The 25,692-nt window shown below is 69.3% G+C and carries 20 protein-coding genes; 8 read left to right on the forward strand and 12 right to left on the reverse strand.

The genetic code is table 11. The features are described 5' to 3' along the window. Positions 1–138: 138 nt before the first annotated feature. On the forward strand, positions 139–789 hold the full coding sequence (gene lipB, locus LX16_RS22885) for a lipoyl(octanoyl) transferase LipB (RefSeq protein ID WP_147143134.1): 651 nt from the start codon (positions 139–141) through the stop codon (positions 787–789). 135 nt (positions 790–924) lie between these two features. Here lipB and aspS read toward each other — a convergent pair whose 3' ends face one another. From aspS to LX16_RS22900, 3 genes are all read right to left on the reverse strand, one after another. After that, positions 925–2,262: an aspartate--tRNA(Asn) ligase gene (gene aspS, locus LX16_RS22890; RefSeq protein WP_147143137.1), complete on the reverse strand. Its 1,338-nt coding sequence runs from the start codon at positions 2,260–2,262 to the stop codon at positions 925–927. A gap of 366 nt (positions 2,263–2,628) precedes the next feature. Next, on the reverse strand, positions 2,629–3,030 hold the full coding sequence (locus LX16_RS22895; protein WP_147143140.1) for a RidA family protein: 402 nt from the start codon (positions 3,028–3,030) through the stop codon (positions 2,629–2,631). 17 nt (positions 3,031–3,047) lie between these two features. Then, the gene (locus tag LX16_RS22900; RefSeq protein ID WP_158645702.1) at positions 3,048–3,875 is read right to left on the reverse strand and encodes an NAD(P)-dependent oxidoreductase; all 828 of its coding nucleotides are present in this window, start codon (positions 3,873–3,875) and stop codon (positions 3,048–3,050) included. Between the two features lie 100 nt (positions 3,876–3,975). On the opposite strand from LX16_RS22900, the gene LX16_RS22905 reads away from it, so the two are divergent. After that, positions 3,976–4,899: a LysR family transcriptional regulator gene (locus LX16_RS22905; RefSeq protein ID WP_211354717.1), complete on the forward strand. Its 924-nt coding sequence runs from the start codon at positions 3,976–3,978 to the stop codon at positions 4,897–4,899. Between the two features lie 149 nt (positions 4,900–5,048). Continuing rightward, a complete protein-coding gene (locus LX16_RS22910) occupies positions 5,049–5,783 on the forward strand; it encodes a VOC family protein (protein ID WP_147143150.1) in 735 nt (244 codons plus the stop codon). A gap of 62 nt (positions 5,784–5,845) precedes the next feature. On the opposite strand, the gene LX16_RS27285 is transcribed toward LX16_RS22910, so the two are convergent. Continuing rightward, a complete protein-coding gene (locus tag LX16_RS27285; RefSeq protein ID WP_211354718.1) occupies positions 5,846–6,244 on the reverse strand; it encodes a hypothetical protein in 399 nt (132 codons plus the stop codon). A 98-nt stretch (positions 6,245–6,342) separates the two neighbouring features. Next, positions 6,343–9,660, reverse strand: coding sequence for a S41 family peptidase (locus LX16_RS22920; protein ID WP_147143153.1), 3,318 nt, complete (start codon positions 9,658–9,660; stop codon positions 6,343–6,345). 136 nt (positions 9,661–9,796) lie between these two features. Between LX16_RS22920 and lipA the strand changes: the two genes are divergently transcribed. Both lipA and LX16_RS22930 read left to right on the forward strand, forming a co-directional pair. Further along, positions 9,797–10,729 carry a lipoyl synthase gene (lipA, locus tag LX16_RS22925; RefSeq protein WP_147143155.1) on the forward strand — a complete coding sequence of 311 codons (933 nt, stop codon included), beginning with the start codon at positions 9,797–9,799 and terminating at the stop codon, positions 10,727–10,729. Between the two features lie 155 nt (positions 10,730–10,884). Next, positions 10,885–11,577: a DUF4191 domain-containing protein gene (locus LX16_RS22930; protein WP_147143158.1), complete on the forward strand. Its 693-nt coding sequence runs from the start codon at positions 10,885–10,887 to the stop codon at positions 11,575–11,577. 81 nt (positions 11,578–11,658) lie between these two features. On the opposite strand, the gene LX16_RS22935 is transcribed toward LX16_RS22930, so the two are convergent. After that, entirely contained in the window at positions 11,659–12,075 is a 417-nt protein-coding gene (locus LX16_RS22935) for an RDD family protein (protein WP_147143161.1), read from the reverse strand. Between the two features lie 179 nt (positions 12,076–12,254). Between LX16_RS22935 and glnA (LX16_RS22940) the strand changes: the two genes are divergently transcribed. Continuing rightward, positions 12,255–13,679 (forward strand): type I glutamate--ammonia ligase, encoded by a 1,425-nt coding sequence (glnA, locus tag LX16_RS22940; RefSeq protein WP_147143164.1) that lies wholly within the window; start codon positions 12,255–12,257, stop codon positions 13,677–13,679. 226 nt (positions 13,680–13,905) lie between these two features. Here the strand turns inward: glnA (LX16_RS22940) and LX16_RS22945 are convergent, their stop codons facing one another. From LX16_RS22945 to LX16_RS22955, 3 genes are read right to left on the reverse strand one after another with little or no spacing between them, the layout of a single operon-like run. Then, complete coding sequence (locus LX16_RS22945; protein ID WP_147143166.1) at positions 13,906–14,544, reverse strand: restriction endonuclease subunit S; 639 nt, start codon at positions 14,542–14,544, stop codon at positions 13,906–13,908. Continuing rightward, a complete protein-coding gene (locus LX16_RS22950) occupies positions 14,532–16,136 on the reverse strand; it encodes an N-6 DNA methylase (protein WP_147143169.1) in 1,605 nt (534 codons plus the stop codon). The genes LX16_RS22945 and LX16_RS22950 overlap by 13 nt, the downstream gene beginning before the upstream one ends. A gap of 4 nt (positions 16,137–16,140) precedes the next feature. Continuing rightward, positions 16,141–16,815: a hypothetical protein gene (locus LX16_RS22955; protein ID WP_147143171.1), complete on the reverse strand. Its 675-nt coding sequence runs from the start codon at positions 16,813–16,815 to the stop codon at positions 16,141–16,143. Between the two features lie 329 nt (positions 16,816–17,144). Here LX16_RS22955 and LX16_RS22960 point away from each other — a divergent pair, with 329 nt between their 5' ends. Beyond that, entirely contained in the window at positions 17,145–19,685 is a 2,541-nt protein-coding gene (locus LX16_RS22960; protein ID WP_147143173.1) for a penicillin acylase family protein, read from the forward strand. Between the two features lie 4 nt (positions 19,686–19,689). Here the strand turns inward: LX16_RS22960 and LX16_RS22965 are convergent, their stop codons facing one another. Continuing rightward, complete coding sequence (locus tag LX16_RS22965; RefSeq protein ID WP_483263576.1) at positions 19,690–22,458, reverse strand: bifunctional [glutamine synthetase] adenylyltransferase/[glutamine synthetase]-adenylyl-L-tyrosine phosphorylase; 2,769 nt, start codon at positions 22,456–22,458, stop codon at positions 19,690–19,692. Further along, positions 22,377–23,066 carry a type 1 glutamine amidotransferase gene (locus tag LX16_RS22970; RefSeq protein ID WP_147143179.1) on the reverse strand — a complete coding sequence of 230 codons (690 nt, stop codon included), beginning with the start codon at positions 23,064–23,066 and terminating at the stop codon, positions 22,377–22,379. Before LX16_RS22970 ends, LX16_RS22965 begins: the two co-directional genes overlap by 82 nt. Positions 23,067–23,150: 84 nt before the next feature. Between LX16_RS22970 and LX16_RS22975 the strand changes: the two genes are divergently transcribed. After that, positions 23,151–24,083, forward strand: a complete 933-nt coding sequence (locus LX16_RS22975; protein WP_147143182.1) for a S66 peptidase family protein — start codon at positions 23,151–23,153, stop codon at positions 24,081–24,083. A 211-nt stretch (positions 24,084–24,294) separates the two neighbouring features. Here the strand turns inward: LX16_RS22975 and glnA (LX16_RS22980) are convergent, their stop codons facing one another. After that, on the reverse strand, positions 24,295–25,644 hold the full coding sequence (gene glnA, locus LX16_RS22980) for a type I glutamate--ammonia ligase (RefSeq protein ID WP_147143186.1): 1,350 nt from the start codon (positions 25,642–25,644) through the stop codon (positions 24,295–24,297). Positions 25,645–25,692: the final 48 nt, after the last annotated feature.

Raw genomic sequence — 25,692 nt, forward strand, 5'->3', positions numbered from 1 at the left:
CCATTCGATATCGACCCGGCGCCCGGATCCGGTGCGTGGAACGCTCGGCACATTGTGCCCGACCCGCCACGGCCACCGTGACCGGCTCCACCCTCGCCGAACCGCCCACACGCCCCGAACCGGATTAGGCTGATATCCGTGACGACTACGGCTTCCCGCCGCCCGCTGAGCATCCACAAGCCCGGCCTGGTCGAATACCAGGAGGCATGGGAGCAGCAGAAGCGGCTGCAACAGCAACGCATCGACGATCACATCGACGACACCGTACTGCTCCTGGAGCACCCCAGCGTCTACACCGCCGGACGCCGCACCGAGGCGTGGGCGCTGCCTCAGGACGGCACCCCGGTGGTGGAGGTGGACCGTGGCGGCCAGATCACGTGGCACGGCCCCGGACAGATCGTCGGCTATCCGATCGTGAAGCTCAGCAAGCCGATCGACGTGGTCAAGTACGTGCGGCGTGTGGAACGCATGCTGATGGGCGTGTGCGCCGAGTTCGGCATCGACACCATCCAGGTGCCCGACCGGACCGGCGTGTGGCTCGCCGCCGACGACCGCGGCCCCGAAAGGAAGATCGCCGCCCTCGGAGTACGGGTGCGCTGGGCGGTCACCATGCACGGGTTCGCGCTCAACTGCGACTGCGACATGACGTACTACGACCGGATCGCCCCGTGCGCCATCACCGACGCCGGTGTCACCTCGCTCAGCCGGGAGCTGGGCCGGCCGGTGACGGTGGCCGAGGTCATGCCGATCGTGGAGGCCCGGTTGCCCGAGATCCTCGAAACCCCCTGACCCCTCCCCCTTCCGCTTGGTCCTCGCCGGGTCGCGCTTGGTCCCCGCCGGGAACGGACATACGACACATTTGCGCCCATTTCGGGCACTTCGTGCGGTGTGTCGTCCATCCGGCGGGGACCAAGCGGGCCGGGTTTACGGGGTCAGCCGGTGCAGGTCGCGCGGGAACAGCGTCACCTCGCGCACGTTGGCCGCGCCGGTCAGCTGGGCGGTGAACCGCTCCAGGCCGATCGCGAAGCCACCGTGCGGCGGCATGCCGTGCCGGAACACCGACAGGTACGACTCGTACGGCTCGGTGCCCTCACCCCGGGCCGCCAGGGCCGCGACGTAGTCCTCGTACCGGTGCAGCCTCCGGCCGCCGGTGACCATCTCGGTTCCCCGGAACAGCAGGTCGAAGGAGTCGCTGTAGCCGGGGCGACCCGGTTCGGGCGCGGTGTAGAACGGCCGCTTCCGCATCGGATAACCCGAGACGACCAGGAAGTCGCTGCCGTGCTCCCGCAGCGCCCACTCCCCCAACCGGCGTTCGTGTGCGGGACTGAGGTCGTCCTCGCCGGTCAGGTCCTCGCCGAGTTCACGCCCGAGCATCTCCATGGCGTCGGCGAAGTGGATGTGCGGCACTTCCTCCGGAAGCCTCGGCATCGATATACCCAGTTCATGGAAGGCGCCGCTCTCGGCGACCGCGCCGAGCATCCCCGCGACCACCTCGACCAGCACGGCCGCCACGTCGCGGTACGACTCGATGAACCCGAACTCCACGTCCAGCGAGGTGTACTGCGCCAGATGCCGGACGGTGTCGTGCGGTTCGGCCCGGAACACCGGACCGACCTCGAAGACCCGCTCGAACACCCCCACGAGCGTCTGCTTGTAGAACTGCGGGCTCTGCGCCAGGAAGGCGGGCCGGCCGAAGTAGTCCAGCGCGAACACGTTCGCCCCCGACTCGGTCGCCGAACCGACGATTCTGGGCGTATGCACCTCGGTGAAGCCCTCGGCAGACAGGACCGCACGGAACCCGGCGACCGCCGCGGCGGCCAGTCTGAACGCCGCCTTCCGGCGCGGGTGCCGCAGCGTCACGGGCGCGTTGTCGAGCAGTACCGGCAGGCCCGCCCGCAACGTCGGACGGAACAGCTCCACCGGCGGGGGCTCCGCCTCGGACAACACCGTGAACTGCGGCTCGGTCAACTCCAGGCCACCGGGCGCGGTCTCGTTGGCGGTGACGGTGGCGGTCACCTCGACGACGCTCTCCTCGCTGAGCGTTTCCAGTAGTGCTCGCGCGGGTTCCGCCGCGACGACGATCTGGCTCAGGCCGGCGCGGTCGCGGACGATGGCGAACGCCACCGACTTCAACAGTCGGCGGCGATGCAGCCAACCCGCGACCGTGACCCGACCGCCGGTGTGAGCGGCGAGCTCCGACGACAGCACTCTGGGCGGCCGGTCGAGGGCCGCGGGGCTCGGCGGTGACATGTGAAGGGACATGTGTGTGGACACCTCCTCGGTTCGAATCGAAACCCCGGAGGTGTGGGCGATCGGGAATCGCGGTGCCACCACACCTTCGCCCGGCACTGGCGGCGCCGGGCCTCGTTGGACGCCCGTGTCGTGGGCCAGCCGGCGGGTTCTACTTCGGTCGCGGACGACCGGTTCCTCCCGCGGTTCGGGAGTGTCTTCGGTCCGGGGCCGCGGTCCGTCGTCTCAGCGTGTGACGGCTCTCTCCGGGGTTGTGGACCCCTCACCGCGGTGATCCGGCAGACCTACTCGTCTCCGTCATAACCGTGGCCATGAGACTAACCCACCCCGCGCACGATGCGTCAAGCCCGTTTTCGGCCGATGTCACACCCCGCCGATTCAGTGCGGTATCGCCGCGACGACCTCGACCTCCAGTAGGGCGCCGGGGACGAACAACCTGCCGACCTCCACCGTGGTGCTGGTCGGCAGGTCGTCGCCGAGATAGCCACGGCGTACCGCGCCGTACTCCGCCAGGCGCCCCAGATCGGTCAGGAAGCTGCGGATGTTGACGACGTCGGCGAGCGTGCCGCCGTGGGCGGCGAGGACCGTCGACAGCGACCGCATCACGGCGTGGGCCTGCGCCGTCATGTCGTCCGGCCCGACGAGTTCTCCCGACTCGTCGACCGCGACCTGCCCGGACACGAACAGGAGCGCCCCGGTACCGACGTCCACTCTGGCCACCTGTGAGTACCGGCCGGCGGGCAGCCACACGCCGGGCGGGTCGTCGAACGTTATCTGCATGGTTTCTCCTTCATCGTTCAGGGGGTGGTGACGGCGGCACGGATACGCGGAACGATCCGGGCCACGTCGGCCTCGTCCGCACCGATCGACACCAGGCGGTCCCGCACCGCGGCGGTGACCGGCTGGTTGACGACGGCCAGGCCGAGGGCGACGTCCTTGGCGGCGAGCCGGATCGGGAAGTCGGCCTCCGTCGCGACGGAACGGCGCAACGCACCGGCGAGCGGGCCGTCCGCCAGCAGGTCCGTCACCGCCTCCTCGGAGAGTCCGAGTACGTCCGCCAGCGCCAGCGTCTCCGCCAGTGCCGTCAGAGTGGTGAGCATCGCGTTGTTGGCGACCAGCTTCATCGCGGCACCGGTGCCCGACGGTCCACAGTGCCTTACCCGCCCGAGCGCCGCCAGGCGTTCGGCGACCTCGGCCACCGGCGCCGGTTCCCCGCCCGCCAACAGGGTGAGACCTCCGGCGGCCACCGCGTGAACGCTTCCCATGACGGGCGCGTCGACCAGGCGCACCGTGGCGGGGAGCCGCCCGGCGAGCCATTCGACGGCCGCCGGGCCGACGGTGGACATCTCCACCAGTAGCGCGTGCGGGTCGATGCCGTCCCTCACGCCGTCCGGCCCGGTGATCACCGAGGCCAGGGCGGCCCGGTCGGCCAGCATGGTGATCACGAGGTCGGCGCCCGAGGCCGCCTCCGCCGGGGTCGGGCGGGTTCGCGCCCCGGCGGCGACCAGGGTGTCGGTGCGACCCGGCGTGCGGTTCCAGACCGTCACGGTGGCGCCCGATTCGCACAGCCGTCTCGCGACCGCCCGCCCCATCCGCCCCATTCCCAGTACCGCGATGTGCGTCATGCGCGCTCCCTTCGTCGTGGTCACCGACGCTAGAGTCGTTCCCGGCATTCGACCAACGAATGTCCGGCATGGCTGACATGCCGGAAGCACATGACGCGAGGTGGCAGTGGAGACGGACTGGCTGAAGGTGTTCGCCGCGATAGCCCGGCTCGGTTCGTTCACCGCCGCCGCGAGGGAACTGGGTTACACGCAGTCGGCCGTTTCGCGGCAGGTCGCCGCCCTGGAGTCGGACTTGAAGACGCCGCTGTTCGAACGCCTGCCCCGGGGTGTGCGCCTGACCGAGGCGGGCCGTCGGCTGGCCGCGCGGGCGGAGGTCGTACTGGACCAGTTGGGGGCCGCCAGGCGGGAACTCGCCGGGTTGCGCGACGGCGAGGTCGGGCACGTACGGATCGGGTGTTTCCCGACTGCCGGGGCGCGCCTCGTCCCGGAGGCGATCGCCGCGTTCCGGGCCGCCCATCCACGGGTGACCGTCACCCACGTCGACGCGTTGACTTCGGAACTGGTGCGACGGGTGGCCGACGGGGCGCTGGACGTCGCCGTGGTCGGCGGTTATCGCGACCGCATCGCGGGATTGACGGAGGTGCGGCTGCACCACCTGTGGGACGAACCGATCCTGGTGGCGGTGCCGCCGGGACACCGGCTCGCGGACCGGCGGTCGGTCAGGGTGGCGGAGCTGGCCGGTGAGTCGTGGATCGCCGGCAGTGACACCCCGGGCGAGACGCTCATCTCGGCGTTCCTGCGGCACGGCCCGGCGCCGCGCGTCGAGTACATCGTCCGTGAGTGGACCGCGAAACTCGGCTTCGTGGCGGCGGGACTCGGAGTCACCCTCGTCCCGGCGCTGGCGGCCGGCGGCCTGCGCGGCGACGTGCCGCTGTTGTCGCTGCATCCCGACGACGCGCCGCTGCGCGAGGTCCACGCCGCCACCTCGCCACACTCGGCGCCGGCCCCGGCGGTGCGGGGGTTCCTGCGGGCGCTGGCACGGACGGTGTCCCGATGGGACTCGATCGGCCCGTCGGAGGGGTGAGGAGCGCCGCGGGCACACATTCCGGCTGCGGATGCCATATGTTTGCCCGACCGTCGTCTCGTGACCGCCCGGGCGCGCCGCCACCGGGCTCCGCGTCGGCCACGCGGCGACGGCGTCGAGCACAACCCCCCTGTGATGAAAGGATCCGGGTGCGCACCAGAGGATACCCGCCCGCCACCCCGTGCCTCACCGAACTGTCCGGTGTGGACACGGACGTCGTGGTGCCGTTCTACACCGGCCTGTTCGGTTGGGACGCGGCCGACGACGCGACCGGCGTCAGGTTCACGATCCGGGACCTGCGCGTCGCGTCGGCCCGTCCCGACGGGGCCGACCGGCCGACCTGGCTGACCCACATCTCCACCGACGACCTCTCCGCGAGTGTCACGGCCGCCACCGGCGCGGGTGGCCGAATCCTGAGCCGATCCGACGAGGCGGCCGTGGTCGCCGACCCGGCCGGCGCCGTCTTCGGCCTGCGGGCCGGCGGTCACGGCGGAGCACAACTGCACGAGGAACCCGGCGCGGTGTGCTGGAGTGATCTGCGGACCGCCGACACCACGGCCGCCGAGACGTTCTACGCCGCCGTCTTCGACTGGAAGGCGCGACCCGGCGAGGCCGCCCCGGGAATGACCTATCTGGAGTGGTGGAGTCGTGGCCGGGCCGTGTGCGGCATGAGCGAACTGCCCGCCGAGGCCGCGGTGACGGCACATTGGAGCACGACCTTCGAGGTCGCCGACTGCGAAGCCGCCGCCGACACCTGTGTACGCCTGGGCGGCACGGTCCACCAACCGCCGTGGGACGTCGGCATCGGGACGTACGCCGGACTCTCCGACCCGGCCGGAGCCGCGTTCGGGGTGATCTCCCTGATACCGGAACTGCGGCTGTGACCCTTTGAGAGGCCGACGGCCGGGCCACCGTGATGGTGGCCCGGCCGTCGGTCGGTGGGGGATCAGCGGCTGCTGAACGGGTCCACGAAGTCCTGGATCGCCTCATGGTTGGGTGCGCCCAACCCGGCGTCGGCCAGCGGGTCACCGACGAGGTCGCCGTTGGCGTCCAGACCACTGGTGTCGGTGGCGGTCTCATCGGTCGCCGTGATCTCCTCCGACGTGTCCATGAACCCGTCGCCGTCGACATCGGTCATGAGGGTGTCCATGGTGCCGTCACCGTCGGTGTCGAACGTCATGGTGTCGATGTAGCCGTCGTTGTCCTCGTCGTAGGCGACCGAGTCGACGTCACCGTCACCGTCCGCGTCGTGCGAGTAGGCGGTGCTGCCGTCCTCGAGGGTCTCGGTCTCGAAGGCGTCCTCGTTGCCGTCACCGTCGAAGTCGATCCACATGTCGTCGCTCATCGGAATGCCTCACTTGTCGTTCTCAACGTCGTTACCCGTACAACATAGGCACCGCCGAACCGGCGCGACATCCCGGATGTGTGCCAGTTCGGCGGTACTCACGACCGGTCCTGCGGCCGGGGCGGCAGCGGCGGCGCGGACAGCCGGGGCCGGTCCGACGGGTCCGGACGGTGCCCGGGACGCCGTTCGAGCTCCTGCAGGGCCACCTCGACGGCCTTCGCCAACTGCGGGTCCTCCCCGGCGGCGTACGCCTGCGGCGGGTACTCGACCTCGACGTCGGGTTGGACGCCGTAGTTCTCCACCCCCCACTTGGCGTCGTCGAAGTGGAACGCGAACTCCGGCTGCGACAGGAACGTGTTGTCGGACAGGCCGGGCCGGCCGGTGTAGCCGATGACTCCGCCCCAGGTGCGGGTACCGACCAGCGGCCCCAACCCCAACAGGCGGAAGCTGTGACTGAAGATGTCACCGTCGGAACCGGCGAGTTCGTTGGTGAGCGCGACCATCGGCCCGCGCGGACTCTCCACCGGATGCGGGGTCGGTGCGTCCCAGCGGGAGAAGTCGTAGGCGTGGCGCCGCCGGGCCAGCTTCTCGATCAGCAGCGACGACACGTGACCGCCGCCATTGTTGCGCACGTCGATGAGCAGTCCCTGCCGGTCGTACTCGTTGAGGAAGCCGCGGTGGAACTCGGCGTAGCCGTGCGGCCCCATGTCGGGGATGTGGACGTAGCCGATACGCCCACCGGTCGCGGCGTGGACCGCCGCGCGGTTGGCGTCCACCCACGCCCGGTACCTGAGGGCCTGCTCGTCGACGAGGGCCTTGACGACCACCTGGCGCGGTGGCCCGTCGCCGCGTCGCACGGTGAGGCGGACCTCCTCCCCCGCCTGGTTCACCAGGCGTTGCCCGACGGTCGCCGGCGCGCGTCCGGCCTCGCCGACCGGCTGCCCGTTGACCGCCAGGACCAGGTCACCCTCCCGGACGTCCACGCCGGGCCGGTTCAGCGGCGAGGTCGCGTCGGGGCGCCAGACGTCGCCGCGCAGGATCCTGTCGATCCGGTACCGGCCCTCCTCGTCCACCGAGAAGTCCGCGCCCAGGTAGCCCTGTCCGTAGTGGGGACCGCGCCTGGGGTCTCCCGGGGTCTCGTACACGTGAGACGTGCCGAGTTCGCCGTTCATCTCCCAGATCAGGTCCGAGAGCTCGGCGCGGGTGGAGACCTGGTCGACCATCGGCGCATACCGGTCGTACACGGCGTTCCAGTCCACACCGGACATGTCCTCGGTCCAGAACTGCTGCGCCAGCAGCCGCCACGCCTCGCGGAACATCTGGGGCCACTCCAGTTCCGGCCGGACCGACACCTTGATGCGGCTCAGGTCCACCCAGCCGGACTCGCGGTTGAAGTCACCGCCGTCGGGGGCCTTCTCCGTCGCCTTGACGACCCGGACCTGGTCGTCGGTCAGGTACAGCAGCGCCTTGCCGTCGGCGCTGAGCGCCATCGCCGAGACCCCGTCTGCGTACCGCTCGACCTTCCCGGTCGCCAGGTCCACGGTCTCGATCACACCCTGCGAAGAGTCATCCGACTCATGCGACGGGATCGTCCCCGCGACCGGCTCCGACAGGACCAGCACCTTGCCGGACACACCCAGTACCCGCTGGTACACGCCGTCGGGCACCGGCAGGGGGACGACGCGGTCGCGCAGGCCCTCCCGGTCGATCCGGAAGGCGTCGGGATCGGGCGCCTCGGTGGCCTCCGGGGCGGCCTCCTCGCCGGAATCGGCGTCGGCCGGTTTGTCCTCGGATGCCTTGTCCTCGGCCGGCTTGTCGTCGCCGGACTCGACCAGCGGCGCCGGCTGCGGCACGAACGGTACCGGCGTGTCGGCGCGCAGCGACACCGCGTACGGGCGGGATCCGGTGGGGAAACCCAGGTCGAAGTGCAGCGAGTCGTACACCGGGTTGAACTCGCGGTGGCCGATGAAGTACAGGAACCTGCCGTCCGGGTCGAAGGCCGGCGACGAGTCCGACAGCACCCGCTCCGCGGCCGAGGTGATCTCGCCGGTGGCGAGTTCGACCAGCCTGATGCCGTTGGCCGGAGCGGAGTCGATCTCGGAGGGGATCTCCGGGCACGCGTACGCCAGCCACTTGCCGTCCGGCGAGAACACCGGGTCCGAGATACGCCCGTAACGGGCGGTGTCGAGCACCGTCAGACGCGGTTCCTCGCCGTCCAGGTCCACCAGCAGCAGCTGGTTGCGGTGGTTGGCGACGGCGATCCTTGCCTCGGTGGGCGACGCGACCAGTTGCACGGCCCGTCCCAGGTCGAGCTGCGGGTGACGCCGTTGCGGCTCGGACTCGTCGGCCGACAACTCCGCCAGGGTCTCCTCCGGGGAGGTGTCGCCGGCCACCGCGACGAGCCGCCTCCCACCGTGGAGCCAGGTCAGCAACCGGTAACGGGTGCCGTCGGTGTCGCCGTGCTGGATGACCGGGCCCTCCCAGTTGGCGAAGCTGAAGGCCTTGCCCCGGCTCGTCACCGCCAGTCGGCCGCCCTCGGGCGACGGTTTCACCGAGTGCAGGTAGGAGGACGCGTCGACGAACTTGCGGGCCCGCTGCGTGCGGGTCACCGGCGTGTACACGTCCAGCCGGCGCGGACCGTCCTCCGCCGGGTCCAGCAGGTACAGGGCGCCGCCGCAGTGGTAGACCATCCGGCTGCCGTCGCCGCTGAGCGAGCGGGCGTAGAAGTCGTCGTGGTCGGTGTGACGGCGCAGGTCACCGCCCGAGTAGTCGCAGGAGTAGACGTTGCCGTAGCCCTCGTGGTCGGACAGGAAGTAGACCCGGTCGCCGATGAGTTGCGGTGACGTCAGATTCCCGTCGAGCTTGATGAGCTTGCGGAAGTCGCCGTCGCCGTTCGCGTCGAGCCACAGTTGCCCGGCCGTGCCGCCCCGGTAGCGCTTCCAGTGGGCGAAGTCGCGCCAGTACTCGCGGCCGATGACGCGGGCGCCGCCGGGGCCGAAGCTGATCGATCCGGCGCGGCCCAGCGGCAGTTCCACCGAGTCTCCCCCGGTGGCGGCGACCTTACGCAACCGGCTCTCCACGCGGGTCGGGCTGGTGATCGAACTCGCGTAGAGGACGTGGGACCCGTCGGGTGTCCAACCGACGACCTTGCAGGAACCGCCCGCCTCGTAGGTGAGGCGGCGGCCCTCACCCCCCTCCGACGGAGCGAGGTAGACCTCGGCGGGTCCCTCCTCCGCACCGGTGTAGGCCACGTGACGGCCGTCTGGGGAGATCCGGGGATCGCTCGCGGCGGCGAGCCCCGCCGTCAACCGGTGGGCGGTCCCCCCGTCGGCGGGCACCCGCCACAGGTCGTCCTCGGCGACGAACACGATCGTGTCGCCGTGAATGGTCGGGAAACGTGGATATCCAGTGGTCATGTCGTCCTATCTAGACAGATGTGGGACCGCGTCACCTACCATGATCGGTCACGACGGCGTACCGGTGCGTCCGCGGTGGGGGTGACGGCCCCCACGACGGGACTCCCATCGGTCGCATGAAGCGTAGGCTTCCGGGGTGACTGTCGTACAGCCAGAAGGCAGGCGGCTGCTTCGAGTCGAGGCCCGCAACGCCGCAACGCCCATCGAACGCAAACCGTCCTGGATCAAGGTCAAGGCCAAGATGGGACCCGAATACCGGGACCTGCGGGGCCTGGTGGACCGCGAGGGACTGCACACGGTGTGCCAGGAGGCCGGCTGTCCCAACATCTACGAGTGTTGGGAGGACCGCGAGGCCACCTTCCTCATCGGCGGCGACCAGTGCACCCGCCGCTGCGACTTCTGCCAGATCGACACCGGCAAGCCGGCCGCCCTCGACCGGGACGAGCCGCGCCGGGTCGCCGAGTCGGTGCAGACCATGGGCCTGAAGTACGCGACCATCACCGGTGTCGCCCGCGACGACCTCGACGACGGCGGGGCGTGGCTGTACGCCGAGACCGTCCGCCGCATCCACGCCGCCGTCGCCGGATGCGGGGTGGAACTGCTCATCCCCGACTTCAACGCCGTACCCGACCAGCTCGCCGAGGTCTTCTCGTCCCGTCCGGAGGTACTGGCCCACAACGTCGAGACGGTTCCGCGTATCTTCCGCCGCATCCGCCCCGGATTCCGGTACGAGCGGTCCCTGGAGGTCATCACCCTGGCCAGGGAGGCCGGCCTGGTCACCAAGTCGAACCTGATCCTGGGCATGGGCGAGACCCGCGAGGAGGTCTCGCAGGCGCTCCGCGACCTGCACGAGGCCGGGTGCGAGCTGATCACCATCACCCAGTACCTGCGCCCCTCACCACGGCACCACCCGGTGGACCGGTGGGTCAAGCCGGAGGAGTTCGTGGAGCTGACCACCGAGGCCGAGGAGATCGGTTTCTCCGGTGTCATGAGCGGTCCGCTGGTGCGCTCGTCGTACCGGGCGGGCCGGTTGTACAAGCAGGCGGTCGCCGCCCGCCAACCCGCCTGAGGCGGCCGACACACCGCGGTGGCGTCGCCGGGACGGCTCACGTCCACGGTGACGTCCCCGCGGGGCCGTACCTGCGATGACGCCCGGCACACTCCGGCCCCCCACGAGCCGCCCTGTTAGACGGCGGCCGAGGCGGAGTTCTAAGCTTGCGTCTTATGGCGAGAGAGCAGCAACAAGACGGTTTCGGTGCCCGGTTGAAGCAGATCGGCTTGGCGTTCTCATTCACGGCGAAGCGCGACAAGCTGTTCCTGCCGCTGGTCATCCTGGCCGGGCTGCTGCCGATCCTGCTGGTCGTGGCCTACGTCTTCCTGCTGGACGGCAGTTGGCTCTTCCTCATCGGCGGCGTCTTCCTCTCACTGTTGGCGATGCTCATCGTGCTCAACATGCGCACCAGCAAGGTCGTCATGGACCAGTCGGTGGGGCAACCGGGCGCCGCGTACGCCATCGTCGACACCATGCGGGGCTGGTTCGTCACCCCCGGGGTGGCGGTGTCCACCCAGCAGGACATGATCCACCGGGCGGTCGGCAAGCCGGGTGTGGTGCTGCTGGCCGAGGGCGGTAGCCCCCGGATGCGGAACCTGGTCAACCAGGAGAAGAAGAAGCTCGCCCGCGTGGTCGGCTCCACCCCCGTCTACGACTTCAACGTCGGCGAGGAGGAGGGACAGCTGTCGATCCGTCAACTCCGCAAGACGCTCAACAAGCTGCCCCGCAACATCAACGCCAAGCAGGCGAACGACCTCAACCGGCGGTTGGCTGCCCTGCGCAACACCGCGCCGATGCCCAAGGGGCCGGTGCCGAAGAACATGAAGCCCCCGAAGGGCGCCCGCAAGGCGATGCGGGGTCGCTGACCCCGTCCCGCGCCTGAACGAAGGCCCGCCCGCGACCGGCACGACGCCGATCGCGGGCGGGCCTTCACATGTGGGGGCCGCTCAGGAGCGGGGAGGCTCCCGCAGCACGATCGAATCCCCCAACACGTCGTGGAGTCCGCGCCGGCGCGGTTCGTAGAACGCGGGGAGCGCGGGCAGGACCAGGGCCAGCAGGACACCACGCACCAGCGCCCGCGGCAGCCCGATCGCGCGGCCGTGCCGGATCGACACGCAGTGGATCCGCAGCAACCGCATCCCCGGCGTCTGGGTGAAGAACCCGAGGAAGACCGCGTACTCGACGACCAGGATCACGCTCGGCCACAGCGCCTCGGGATCGGGCAGCATCCCCAACCGGGTGAGGCCGCCGGCGAGCAGCAGGCACAGCAGCCAGTCCGCCACGAGCGCCCAGAACCGTTGGCCGAGACCGGCCGGTTCGGCGTCAGGCCGGGTCGCGGATTCGGTGGGGGGACTCGCGGTCATGGAAGCAGCGTAATCGGCGCGCCTCCCCCGGACCGGGCCGGTGTCGGTGGCAATGTGGCCTGGCTAACCAGTGCGTAACACGCCGGAAACAGTCGAGACACGCTCAAGCAACGGCCCGGCCGTAATCTGCCGTGAGACAGCCCGGCATGGCTCTTCACCGAAATGAGGGACATTCGCAGATGTTCACCGATCCCGACCAACTGCTGGCCTACATCAAGAACAACGACGTCAAGTTCGTCGACGTGCGCTTCTGCGATCTGCCGGGGGTGATGCAGCACTTCAACCTCCCCGCCGAGTCGTTCGACGAGTCGGTCTTCTCCGACGGTCTGGCGTTCGACGGTTCGTCGATCCGGGGCTTCCAGGCCATCCACGAGTCGGACATGCTGCTGCTCCCCGACGTGACCACGGCGTTCGTGGACCCGTTCCGGACCGCCAAGACCGTGGCGTTGAACTTCTTCATCCACGACCCGTTCACCCGGGAACCCTACAGCCGCGACCCGCGCAACGTGGCCAAGAAGGCCGAGCAGTACCTGGTCTCGTCCGGTATCGCCGACACCGCGTACTTCGGCGCGGAGGCGGAGTTCTACATCTTCGACGACATCCGCTTCGACACCGCCACCCAGCACGGCTACTACCACATCGACTCCGTCGAGGGCGCCTGGAACTCCGGTCGCGCCGAGGACGGCGGCAACCGCGGATACAAGCCCAAGCAGAAGGGCGGCTACTTCCCGGTCCCGCCGGTGGACCACTTCGCGGACCTGCGCGACGGCATCGTGCGGACCCTCGTCGACACCGGTTTCACCGTGGAACGTGCCCACCACGAGGTGGGCACGGCGGGCCAGATGGAGATCAACTACCGGTTCTCCACGCTGTTGAACGCGGGCGACCAGCTCCAGTTGTTCAAGTACATCGTCAAGAACGAGGTGTGGGCCGCCGGGAAGACCGCCACGTTCATGCCCAAGCCGCTGTTCGGTGACAACGGTTCGGGAATGCACACCCACCAGAGCCTGACCCTGGGCGGGGACCCGCTGTTCTACGACGAGACCGGTTACGCGGGCCTGTCGGACACCGCGCGCTGGTACATCGGCGGGCTGCTGACCCACGCACCGTCCCTGCTGGCGTTCACCAACCCGACGGTCAACTCGTTCCGCCGCCTCGTGCCGGGCTTCGAGGCCCCGGTGAACCTGGTGTACTCGCAGCGGAACCGGTCGGCGTGCACCCGTATCCCGGTCACGGGCACCAACCCGAAGGCCAAGCGGGTGGAGTTCCGGGTCCCGGACCCGTCGAGCAACCCGTACCTGGCGTTCTCGGCGATGCTCATGGCCGGACTCGACGGCATCAAGAACAAGATCGAGCCGCCGGAGCCGGTCGACAAGGACCTGTACGAGCTGGGCCCGGAGGAGTACGGCGACATCAAGCAGGTCCCCGGTTCGCTTCCGGCGGTGCTCGACAGCCTGGAGGCCGACCACGAGTTCCTGCTGGAGGGCGGGGTCTTCACCTCGGACCTCATCGACACCTGGATCGACTACAAGCGCGTCAACGAGGTGGACCCGGTCCGGCTGCGCCCGACCCCCCACGAGTTCGCGTTGTACTTCGATTGCTGAGCGAAGCGAAGCAGTCGAAGTAGAAGCACTGTGATTGCTGAGCGTGCCCGGGCGAGCGAAGCGAGCCCGGGCACGCTCAGCGAAGCGAAGCAACCGAAGCAGCGGCACCCGCACAAAGCCAGAGGGGGTATGACGTCATTACGGCGGTGATGACGTCATACCCCCTCTGGCTTTGGCACTACTGGGCTGGCGGGGCGAAACGTGCTAGCGGAGGAAACCCATCGCGCTACGGGGACGGGCTCACTCGCAGAGTGCCGGTCATCAGCGACAAGCCCATTGAGGAACGCAACCGCGTGGCAGCGTCGACCACCGAACGGTGTGCTCGAATCTGAGCGTCCAGTCCGTCGAGCATCTCGGTGATCTGGGACTGCACATCCAACGGGGGAACCGATACCGGCAGCCCACGTAGCAGCTCGGCAGAGATCGACCGCATGGCAGTTCCCGTGGCGTGGTGGTCCAGCCACTTGCGCACTACTGGCAATCGGAGGTAGTGGTGCAGGTATTCAGGCGTGATAGTTGAGGACTTGACACGGATTCGAATGAGCCCTGAGGAGAACAACCAGCCGTGGTGCTTGGCTCTTACCAGCGCAATGTGGCCGATCGTCGCGACCCGCGATATGAGGATGTCCCCAACCGCCAGCTCAAGGCTTTCGGCGGATCGACGGCTCGTAGTGCGCACGTACTCGATATCCCGCTCGATTATGTCACCATCATCGATATGTGAGGGTTTGATGAGGGGGCGTCCCCGTTCGTCCGGGCGTCCTCCGGTCTCGCTAGCTCCGGAGTACCCGGAGGACAGCCGTGCCAACTTCTCGAGGCAAACCGTCGCCCAGTCGGGAGGAAGCGGGCGGATCAGGGGTTCCATGGCAATAGCCTCTCCAGGTTCCGGCGTACCCTCTCGTCCATCACTTGAGCTTGCTGTTGCCGGTCGGCCAGTTGGGAGGCGACTTCCATCGTCTGAATAATCTGATCGGGCTCATCGGGGGCGAGGGGCAGGTACCTGCGCGGAACGAGCACGTGGTCGGCGGCCGTGATCTGTTCTGGTGCGGCCATTACCGCTCGCCGAGGTCCGAGTGGCAGCTCCTGAGGACGTGCCGCGCCACGGCCGGCTTCCACCGTTGAGACGATGAGTTGCATGTCGCTGTCGCTGAGTACCCGCAAGGTCGGGGTGACTCGCTCACCCGCATCGCTCATATCGATGAAGAGCACGTCGGTGGGCGCTCCCACGGGTTTGCGCAGGACCCAAACAGTCACCGCGATCCCAGTGGCGCTGAACAGTTGAGGCGGCAGTTCGATGATCGCCTCGACAGCGCCGGCATCGATCATCGCTCGTCGTATTGCCCGCTCACTGGGGTTCTGGGTGGAGGCCGCATTAGGGGCCATGACGATGCAAGCGCGGCCGTCCTCGTTTAGAAGCGATACGGCGATTTGCAGCCAGCCGAAGTTCGCGTTGGACTTGGGCGGTACACCGTACGGCCAGTTGAGATGGCCGGTCTGAGCATCCCAGAATCCCGCCGCCCTCATGTTGAACGGCGGATTCGATACCACCACATCAATAGAGTCTCCCAGGAACTCAGGGTGCACAGACGACGTCGGCTCGCATGATCCGCCGTGAAGCCGGATCCGCATCTCCGCCAATCCCCGATGGTGGCGTGTAGGCGTATATCCCCACACCTGTAGATCAGCGGCAGAACCTCCACGCTCGTCCATCAGCGCGGTGAGCAGTTCACCGGTACGGCAGAACGGATCGATGACCCTGACAGGACCATCGTCATCGTTCCTGGATACGAGTCGGGCAAGCAGTCGGGCAATGGATTCCGGTGTCTGAAGATCTCTCTTTCGTCCCTGCTGCTTGGAAACGGCAGTCAGCACCGCATCGAACACGATTGCCGCCTGCTGTGGGGATTCAATTGTTCGAACCACATCGGCCACGCCACGCAGGAATTCCTTTCCCCCCGCGCCGTCCAGAATGGGCTCGACGGCGACCGGGACATCGCGTTGATCGGCCAGCGACCACTTGCCATGAGACAACGCCGTCATGCCGTGCGTCACGACGGGCTCCATCGTCCCGGGATGACAACCTTGCAAGTACAGGAGCAGAGAGATCAACGTTTCACCGGTTGACATGCCGCCGCCGCCGTCAACGAATCGCCACAGTGCGCCAGTGAGCGCCTCCACCATCGGTTCGACAACAGGTGGAACGTTGGAGGCGCGACCGCTCATACGGTCGGCATAGGTCGCCGTATCGGATTCGCCCGGCCGTCGCGCGTCGGTCGGAATCCTGCGATCTCGCAGCCAGTCGATGATTGCTTGCTTGTTGAACCTCGCTCGTCCCCGCACGATGGTGCTCGGCGGGAAGTCGGTATGGCGTTTGCGCCATTGAGACACGGTCGCCGCCGTCACTCCGCATTCTCGTGCGATCTCGGATGCGGACATCAGTTCGTCATGATCGGTCAATGCGTCACCCCTGGCCTCTCCTCGGCGGGCGCTGAGCCAAAACCTCCGGAACGATGCTCGTCCTCTTCAGCTCTTCGGCGGCATCGAGATTCAGGTAGCTCATCAATCGGATGATCTTGGCATGGTCGGCGTTCAGGTCACGATGGAACACCGGTTCGTAGTGCATGATGCGGTTGCGAAGAAGCCGAACCGAATCGAATCCACGGTGTAGGTCGCTACGCCGTCCGGTGAAGTTGGGGAACGCCTTCCGGAGTGCCGGAATCCATAGCTGCCGGTCGTATCGGCTCGCCAACAACGACACCCAGAACCCGAAACTCGACTCGGCGACCACGTCGTCCGCCCGAGCCCGGCCGGCGTGTCGGCTCTTCCCGCCCGCTCGTGCCAGGGCGACAGTCGTCTTATTGTGAGCGACCGGGTGCAGATTTATCGCAGTCCACCAGTGCTCGCTCTTGATGAACAGCTTCATCTGAACATGAATGTGGTTTCGCAGACCGATCTCGAGCTTGTGGAGGGGATCGTAGAATGCGCCCGCCACCTGTGCGTTCCAACTGTAGAGTTCCATGGTCGCCGGGCCGTCGTGCCCGCATGCGTCGAGATATCTCCCGAGCCTCGGTTCGGAGTAGAAGACTCGAGCCCAGGCGGGGATACCACCATCGTTCGTCGTCGCCCTGGTTTCCATCACGCATCCTCGCCAATCTGGTACTCTTGCCTGGTACGCCCCGGGGCGCCGCTGCTTGCATGCCACCCGGGGCACTGCTGTTTCCAGATCCCCTCCCTCGGTTCGGCGAGGAAGGCCCGTACGACCTAGGCTGTACTGTAATACAGCTTGATTTGTTAACCTTCGCGAGGGGGGCCACTTCCGTTGCCATGACGGGGATACTAGGTCGCTACTCACGGATTCCCCGTTTCAGATCTGCTTCGATCGACACATAGGCGGCCGGTGTGACGGGGCGGAGCGACCGGAACCGGGGAGGCGGTGAGGGTGACTCGGCAGTAGTATCCGGCGACATGAGCGTTGCCCCCTCGCCTGCTCGCCGCCGATGGCGTTCGGCCGCCCGCTGGAGCCTGGTAGTCGTCTGTGTACTGGTCACTACCGCCTCGGTACTGGTGGGGTGGACCGCCCGGCGGTCACATCCCCAGTTCGACGGCGTGATCGAGCTTCCCGGCCTCTCCGGCGGCGTCGAGGTGCTTCGGGACGAATGGGGCGTGCCGCAGATCTACGCGGACTCCGCCGAGGACCTGTTCATGGCGCAGGGTTTCGTCCACGCGCAGGACCGGTTCTTCGAGATGGACTTCCGCCGCCACGTGACCTCGGGCAGGCTCGCGGAGATGTTCGGCGAGAGCCAGGTCGCGACCGACGCGACCATCCGCACCATGGGGTGGCGGCGGGTCGCCGAGGCGGAGTGGGTGGAGCTGGACGAGAAGACCCGGGCCTACTTCACCGCCTACGCCGAGGGCGTCAACGCCTACCTCGCCGGGAAGTCACCCGACGACGTCAGTCTGGAGTACACGCTGCTGGCGTTGACCGGTCTCGACTACGAGATCGAGGAGTGGACACCGGTCGACGGCCTCACCTGGTTGAAGGCGATGGCGTGGGACCTCAAGGGCAACTACTCGGCCGAACTCGACCGGGCGAGGCTGGCCGCGGCCGGGTTCACGCCGGAACAGATCGGGCAACTGTGGCCGCCGTATCCCGAGCAGGAGCACCTGCCGATCGTCACCCAGGGCACCGTCGTGGACGGCGAGTTCACCGAGGCCGCGCCCGACACCGACGACCCGGCGGAGAGCTGGCCGATCCCCCGCTCGGCCGCGGACGCGCTCGACCGGACGCTGCGCGTCACCGAGACCCTGAGCGGCGTCGTGGGATCCGACCGCGCCGACGGGATCGGCTCCAACTCGTGGGTGGTCTCCGGCGACCTCACCGACACCGGGATGCCGCTGTTGGCGAACGACCCGCACCTCGGCGCCGCGATGCCCTCCGTGTGGTACCAGGTGGGTCTTCACTGCCGCACCGTCAATCAGGAGTGCCCGTTCACGGTGACCGGGTTCGGGTTCTCGGGCGTTCCCGGGATCATGATCGGCCACAACGGCGACATCGCCTGGGGTTTCACCAATCTGGGCCCCGACGTCACCGACTTCTACGTGGAACGGCTCGACGGCGACCGGTACCTGGTCGGCGACGAGTGGCGCGACATGGAGGTCCGTGACGAGGTCATCGAGGTCGCGGGCGGTGAACCGGTGACGATACGGGTCCGCTCCACCGGGCACGGACCGTTGATGTCCGACCGGGACGAGGCGATGGCGGCGACGGCGGCGGGTTCGCCGTCGGCGTCCGAAGACGGCGAGTACGGCCTGGCACTGCGGTGGACGGCGTTGGATCCGGGCAACACCGCCGACGCGATCTTCGCCCTCAACCGGGCGACCGACTTCGAGGAGTTCCGGGCGGCGGCGGAGTTGTTCGCCGTGCCCGCGCAGAACCTCGTGTACGCCGACACCGAGGGCAACATCGGCTACCAGGCGCCCGGGCGCATCCCGATCCGCGGCGCCGGGGACGGAACCCTCCCCGCGCCCGGCTGGGATCCCGACTACGACTGGCAGGGTTTCATCGCGTTCGAGGAACTGCCCACCGTCTACAACCCGCCCGAGGGTTTCGTCGTCACCGCCAACAACGCCGTCATCGGGGAGCAGTATCCGCACCTGCTCACGAAGGACTGGGCATACGGCTATCGCAGCCAACGCATCCGCGACATGATCTCGGGGACCGCCGGTCCGGTGACCGCGGACGACATCCGGCGGATGCAGCTCGACTCCGCCAACGAGGGCGCGGTGCCGGTCCTGGCGGCGCTGCGGGAACTCCCCGACCTGCCGGCGCAGACCCGCATCCTCACGGACTGGGACCTACAGCAGGGCGCGGACTCGGCGCCGGCCGCGCTGTACAACGCCGTGTGGCGGCACCTGCTCGCGGTCACGTTCGACGAGCTTCCCGAGGGGAGTGAACCCGGCGGCGGGGAACGCTGGGCGCAGGTGGTGGCCACACTGTTGGCCGAACCCGGCTCGCCGTGGTGGGACGACCGGGCGACCGGCGAGGTCGAGGGCCGCGACGAGATGCTGCGCATCGCGGTGGACGCGGCCGTCGCCGAGCTCACCGAGTCGCAGGGCGAGGACCCGGCGGCGTGGCGGTGGGGCGACATGCACACCCTCGCCGTCACCCACGCGACCCTGGGAACCTCGGGCATCTCGCCGGTGGAGGACGTGTTCAACGCCGACCCGATTCCCGTCTCCGGCGGCGACGGACTGGTGAACGCGACCGGCTGGGACGCCGCGACCGGTTACGAGGTCGACGCGGTGCCGTCGATGCGGATGATCGTCGACCTGTCCGACTTCGACGCCTCTCAATGGGTGAACCTGACCGGCAACTCCGGGCACGCCTACCACAAGAACTACGCCGACCAGCTCCCCCTCTGGCAGCGCGGGGCACTGCTGCCGATGCCGTGGAGTCCCGGGTCGGTGGAGGTCACGGCCCGGTTGTCGCTGGAGCCGGCCGACTGAACCGTCACTCGCCGAAGAAGAGCCGTTCCGCGGCGGTGTGCGCGTGCCGCGCGGTCCGGAGGTGGTGGTCGACGAACTCCCCCGGGTCCTCGTCGGTCAGGCCCCGCACGGCCATCACCGCGGCGAGTTCCCGGCCGTGGCGCGGCAACTGATCGGAGGGCTTGCCCCGTGCCAGGGTCAACGCGTTGCGGACGCGTGAGGCGCCGAGCCACGCGTCGGTCAACGCCTCGGCGTCGGACTCCGTCACCAGGCCCGCGGCCTCTGCGGCGGCGACCGCGGCGAGCGTCCCGGTGGTCCGCAGCGCCGGTTCCGCGTAGCCGTGTTGGAGCTGGAGGAGCTGCGCGCCCCATTCGACGTCGGTGAGCCCGCCCGGGCCGAGTTTCACGTTGCCCTCCCGGTCGGCGCCGCGGGGCAGCCGTTCGGTGTCGATGCGGGCCTTGATGCGGCGCAGCTCGACCAACTGCTCGGCCGTCAACCCGCCCTCGGGGTAGCGGATGGGATCGGCCAGGGCGACGAACTCACCGGCCAGTGCGGCGTCTCCGGCGGCCGGGCGGGCACGCAGCAACGCCTGCGACTCCCACGGCCGCGACCAGCGTTCGTAATAGCGGCGGTAGGCGTCCAGGCTCCGCACCAGCGGCCCCTGCCGTCCCTCGGGGCGTAGGTCGGCGTCGATGCGCAGGGCGGGCTCGTCCGAGGGTGTGGACAGCAGGTCCCGGGCCAGTTCGACGACGGCGGTGACCGCCGCCGACTCCTCGGAGGTGCCGCCGCCGTGGACGAAAAGCACGTCGGCGTCGGAGGAGTACGCGCATTCGCGACCGCCGAGCCGGCCCATGCCGATCACCGCCAACGGGACCCGGGTTCCCTTGACGCGCTGCGCCACCGACAGGGTCACGTGCAGGACCGCGTCGGTCAGGTCGGACAGGGCCACCCCGACCGTCCTGACGTCGCACAGCCCCAACAGGTCGGCGCAGCCGATGCGCAGCAGTTCCCGCCTGCGGATGGCGCGGACCGCCGCGACCGCCTTCTCCGGTTCGGAGTGGCGGCCCGCCGCGGCGGCCATCCCGTCCCGCAGGTCCTCGGCGGTGCGCGGCCGCAGGTCGGCGTCGTGGGCGAGGAGCCGCAGCGCGGCGGGGTCCTTCAGCAGCAGGTCGGTGACGAACCGGGAGGTCGCGAGGATCCGGGCCAGCCGCAGACTGATCGGGCCGCCGTCGCGCAGCAGTCGCAGGTACCACGGTGTCCCGCCCAGCTTCTCCGACACCTTCCGGTAGGCGAGGAGCCCACGGTCCGGTTCGGGGGCCTCGGCGAACTCGCCCAACAGGACCGGAAGCAGCGTCCGCTGAATCGCGGCGGTCCGCGACACGCCCGAGATCAGGGCGGAGATGTGCCGCAACGCCCCGTCCGGGTCGGCGAAGCCGAGCGCGACGAGCCTGGTGCGGGCGGCGTCGGGGGTCAGTCGCAGCCCGCCGCTGGGCACTTCGGCGACCGCCTCCAACAGCGGACGGTAGAACAGTTTCTCGTGCAGTCGGCGGGCGGTGCCGGCGTGGCGGCGCCACTCGGCGAGGAAACCGCCCGAGTCGCGGTAGCCCAGGCCCCGGGCGAGCCAGTGCAGGGACTCCACGTCGGCGGGTATGCGGTGGGTGCGGCGGAGCTTCTGGAGTTGCAGACGGTGCTCGACGGTGCGCAGGAACCGGTAGGTGTCGGTGAGGGCGTCGCCGTCGGCGCGGGCCAGGTAACCTCCCGCGCTGAGGGCGTCGAGGGCGTCGAGGGTCCCGGTGACGCGCAGCCGCGCGTCATGGCGGCCGTGGACCAGCTGCATGAGCTGCACCGCGAACTCGATGTCGCGCAGCCCTCCCCTTCCGAGCTTGATCTCCCGTTCGGCGTCCTCCTTGGGGAGTTCGGCGACGACCCGGCGACGCATGGCGCGGATCTCGTCGACGACCTCGGAGGTGTCGGCGGTCTGCCAGATCGCCGGGCTGACCTCGGTCAGCCACTCCCGGCCCAGTTCGAGGTCGCCCGCGGCGGGGCGCGCCTTCATGAGCGCCTGGAACTCCCAGGTCTTCGCCCAGCGATGGTAGTAGGCGAGGTAGCTGTCGACGGTACGGACCAGTGCCCCACTGCGGCCTTCGGGGCGCAGACCGGCGTCCACCGGCCAGGCCACCGCCGCGCAGACCGCCATCATCCGCACCGCCCACGCGGTGGCGCGGTTGAGGTCGCCGTCGGCGACGAAGAGGACGTCCACGTCGCTGACGTAATTGAGTTCCCTCGCCCCGCACTTGCCCATCGCGATGACGGCCAGCCGGGTGCCGCCGGCGGTGTCGGGTTGCTCGGTCCTGGCGATGCGCAGGGCCGCCTGGAGGGTGGCGTCGGCGAGGTCGGAGAGCCGCAGCGACACCTCCGCCACGTCGATGTCACCGGTGAGGTCGTCGGCGCAGATGCGCAGGAGTTGTCCCCGGTAGGCCAGTTGCAGTGCCAGGACGCCGTCGGCCTCGGCCAGCGCGGTGAGGTCGGGTACGCCGTCGGTCAGCCACCGCCACTCCCCCGGGTTGGCCACCAGGTGGTCGCCGAGGGTCTCGGACGCGGACAGGACCGCCGTCAACCGGGCGCCGAGTGCGGAATGGTCGTGTAGGGCGGTGTCGAGGGTGTCGTCGGTCTCGCGCAGCCGGGTCAGCTGCCGCTTCGCGAGGTCCGCCATCACGAGTCGAGCAACGGCAGCGGGGTGCCTGCGACCCGCCCCGACACCAGGCCGCCGAACCGGTGGACGACGGGACGCCAGGTCTCCTCCAGGTGTTCCTGGACGGCGTCGACCCGTTCGGCGAGGTCGTCGCCGCCGTCGAGTGCCCGGATCATTGCGGCGTCCAACTCCATGTGCGACTGGACGCCCCAGGCGCGGTCGCCGATGCGGAACGCCTCGGGGACGCCGTGCGGGGACGCCGCCAGCAGAAGCGCGTCCTCGGGCAGCGCGGTGATCTCCTCGTGCCGCCACCAGACGACGTCGATGGCCATGGGGGCGGCGGCGAACAGCGGATCGTCGGCGGCCGCGTCACGCCGCCCGACCAACCGGGGCCCGGGGTGGAACCCGTCGACCTCACCGGTGGCGCCGCCGAACTCCGTGGCCAGCAGCCGCGCCGACGAACACACGGCCAGGGTGGGCACCGAGTCCGCGACGGCGCGGTTCAGCAGTGCCGCGAGTTCGCCGTTCCAGGCGACGCCCCGGCCGCCGCCCAAGGCGACGACGGCGTCGTGGTCGCCGGCGTCGGCCGGGACCGGTTCGTCGGCGTGCGGCCGCACGACCGCCGGTTCGAGCCCGGCCTCGTCGAGCCAGCGTCGCATCCGCCCCAGGTGCCACCGTGGGGAGTTCTCAATGACCAGTACGCGTCCCATCCGTCCCAGCCTAGTCCGTGCGGGTGCCCGCGAACCGTCGTCACCGCGCCGGACGGTCGCCCCGGCCGGGTATCCTCCTGCGCCATGACGACACCCCTGACACGTGCCCGCCGGTTGCGGCCGGGCGACACCGTCCGCCTGGTCGCCCCGTCCGGTCCCCCGAAGGCCGGGGCGGTGGCCGCCGGCATCGCCGAACTGGAGTCGTGGGGCCTGGTGGTGCAGTGTCCCGACCGGATCTTCGACGGGCGCGGCTACCTCGCGGGCGACGACGAGGCGCGCGCCGCCGAGCTGGTCGAGGCGCTGGCCGACCCCGACGTGGCGGGGATCTTCTGCGCCCGCGGTGGCTACGGCGCCGGCCGGATGGTCGACCTGGTGGACTTCGAGACCGCCCGGCACAACCCGAAACCCGTCGTCGGGTACAGCGACATCACGGTGCTGCATCAGGCGTTGTACGTCCGCGCGGGCCTCGCCGGGGTACACGGTCCGGTCGTGACGACCTTCGCCGCCGGGCACGGGCGCGGCACCGCCGAGGCGTTGCGGAACGCGGTGATGACGGCGGACCCGGTGACGGTCGAGGTCCGGGAGGACGAACCGGGCACGGTCCTGACCTGTGGTGAGGCGCCGGTGTCGGGGCCGCTTTTGGGCGGCAACCTGTCGCTGGTGGTGGACGCGGTCGGGACTTCGACGTGCCCGGACTACGCGGGCGCGATCGTGTTCCTGGAGGAGGTCAACGAGGAGCCGTACCGGGTGGACCGGATGCTGACCCAGTTGCGTCGCAGCGGGGTGTTCGAGGGGGTCGCGGGTTTCGCGTTGGGGCAGTTCACCGACTGCGCCGACTCGGACTGGGACGTCACCGTGGAGGACGTGTTGCGGGACCTGCTGGGCGCGTTCGGGGTGCCGATCCTGGGCGGGCTCCCGTTGGGGCACGGACCGGACCCGATGACCGTCCCGTTCGGCACCGTGGCGACGCTCGACCCGGTCGCGGGACGGTTGACGGTCGAGTCGGCGGTGGCCTGAGCAGGGGGCGGCACCGTCCTCACGCGGCGGCCGCCGACCTCCTCCCCGCACTTCGCACCCGGACCGGTTCCGGCCGTGTCGTCCAGTGCGAAGGCCCCTCGGCGTGGATGACCGGGCTTCGTGGACGACCGCATGTGGACGGACGCGGCGCGGTGGCGCCGTCTCGTCCGCATGCGGTCCCGCCGGCGTACCGGTCGCGGAACCGTCGCGCTCACAGGTCGCGGTAGCGGTTCAGTTCGTACGCGGTGACCTGCCTGCGGTACTCGTCCCATTCCGCCTGCTTGTTCTTGAGGAAGAAGTCGAACACGTGCTCGCCCAACACCTCGGCGACCAGCTCCGACTCCGACATCGCGTCGATCGCCTCGGCCAGGTTGGCGGGCAACTGCCGGTAACCCGCCGCGCGGCGTTCCCGGTCCGACAGCGACCACACGTCGTCCTCGGTGCCCGGTGGAAGCTCGTACCCCTCCTCGATGCCCTTGAGTCCCGCGCCCAGCAACACGGCGAACGCCAGGTAGGGGTTGGCCGCCGAATCCAGTGACCTGAGTTCGACGCGGGCCGAGTTCGGTTTGCCGTACGCGGGTACCCGCACCAGCGCGGACCGGTTCCGGTGCCCCCAGCAGACGTAGGCCGGTGATTCGGTGACCTGGTTGGCCAGCGGCATGGGGAACAACCGCTTGTACGAGTTCACCCACTGGTTGGTGATCGCGGTGTACTCCGGCGCGTGCCGCAGCAGGCCCGCGATGAACGCCTTACCGGTCTTGGACAGCTTGATCTCGTCCACCGGGTCGTGGAAGGCGTTGTGCTCCCCCTCGAACAGCGACATGTGGGTGTGCATGCCGCTGCCGGGCTGGTCGGTGAACGGCTTGGGCATGAAGCTCGCGTGTACGCCCGCCGAGGTCGCGACCTCCTTGACGACGTGCCGGAACGTCATGATGTTGTCGGCGGTCGCCAACGCGTCGGCGTAGCGGAGGTCGATCTCCTGCTGGCCGGGGGCGACCTCGTGGTGGCTGAACTCCACGGAGATACCGATGCGTTCCAGCGACAGGATGGCCTGCCGCCGGAAGTCGCGCGCCACGGCGTGCGTGGTGTGGTCGAAGTAGCCGCCGTCGTCCACCGGGATGGGCTGGCCCTGCGCCCCCAACTGGGTCTCGAACAGGAAGAACTCGATCTCGGGGTGGGTGTAGAACGTGAAGCCCTTGTCGGCGGCGCGGCTGAGCGCCCGCCGCAGCACGTGCCGGGGATCGGCCCAACTGGGTGCGCCGTCCGGGGTCACGATGTCGCAGAAGATGCGGGCGCTCTCACCGATGCCGGTGCCCTCGAACGGAAAGACCTGGAAGGTCGTGGGGTCGGGCATCGCCACCATGTCGGACTCGTACACCCGCGCGAACCCCTCCACCGCGGAGCCGTCGAAGCCGATGCCCTCGTCGAAGGCCGACTCCAGCTCCGCCGGGGCGACGCTCACCGACTTCAACGTGCCCAACACGTCGGTGAACCAGAGCCGGACGAACCGGATGTCGCGCTCCTCCAGCGTCCGCAGCACGAACTCCTGCTGGCGTTCCATCAGTCGATTCCTCCTGGCCGATCGTGGTGGTCACCCTCCGCTGTCCCG

Origin of the sequence: Stackebrandtia albiflava, assembly GCF_007994225.1 — a bacterium.
GTDB lineage: Bacteria > Actinomycetota > Actinomycetes > Mycobacteriales > Micromonosporaceae > Stackebrandtia > Stackebrandtia albiflava.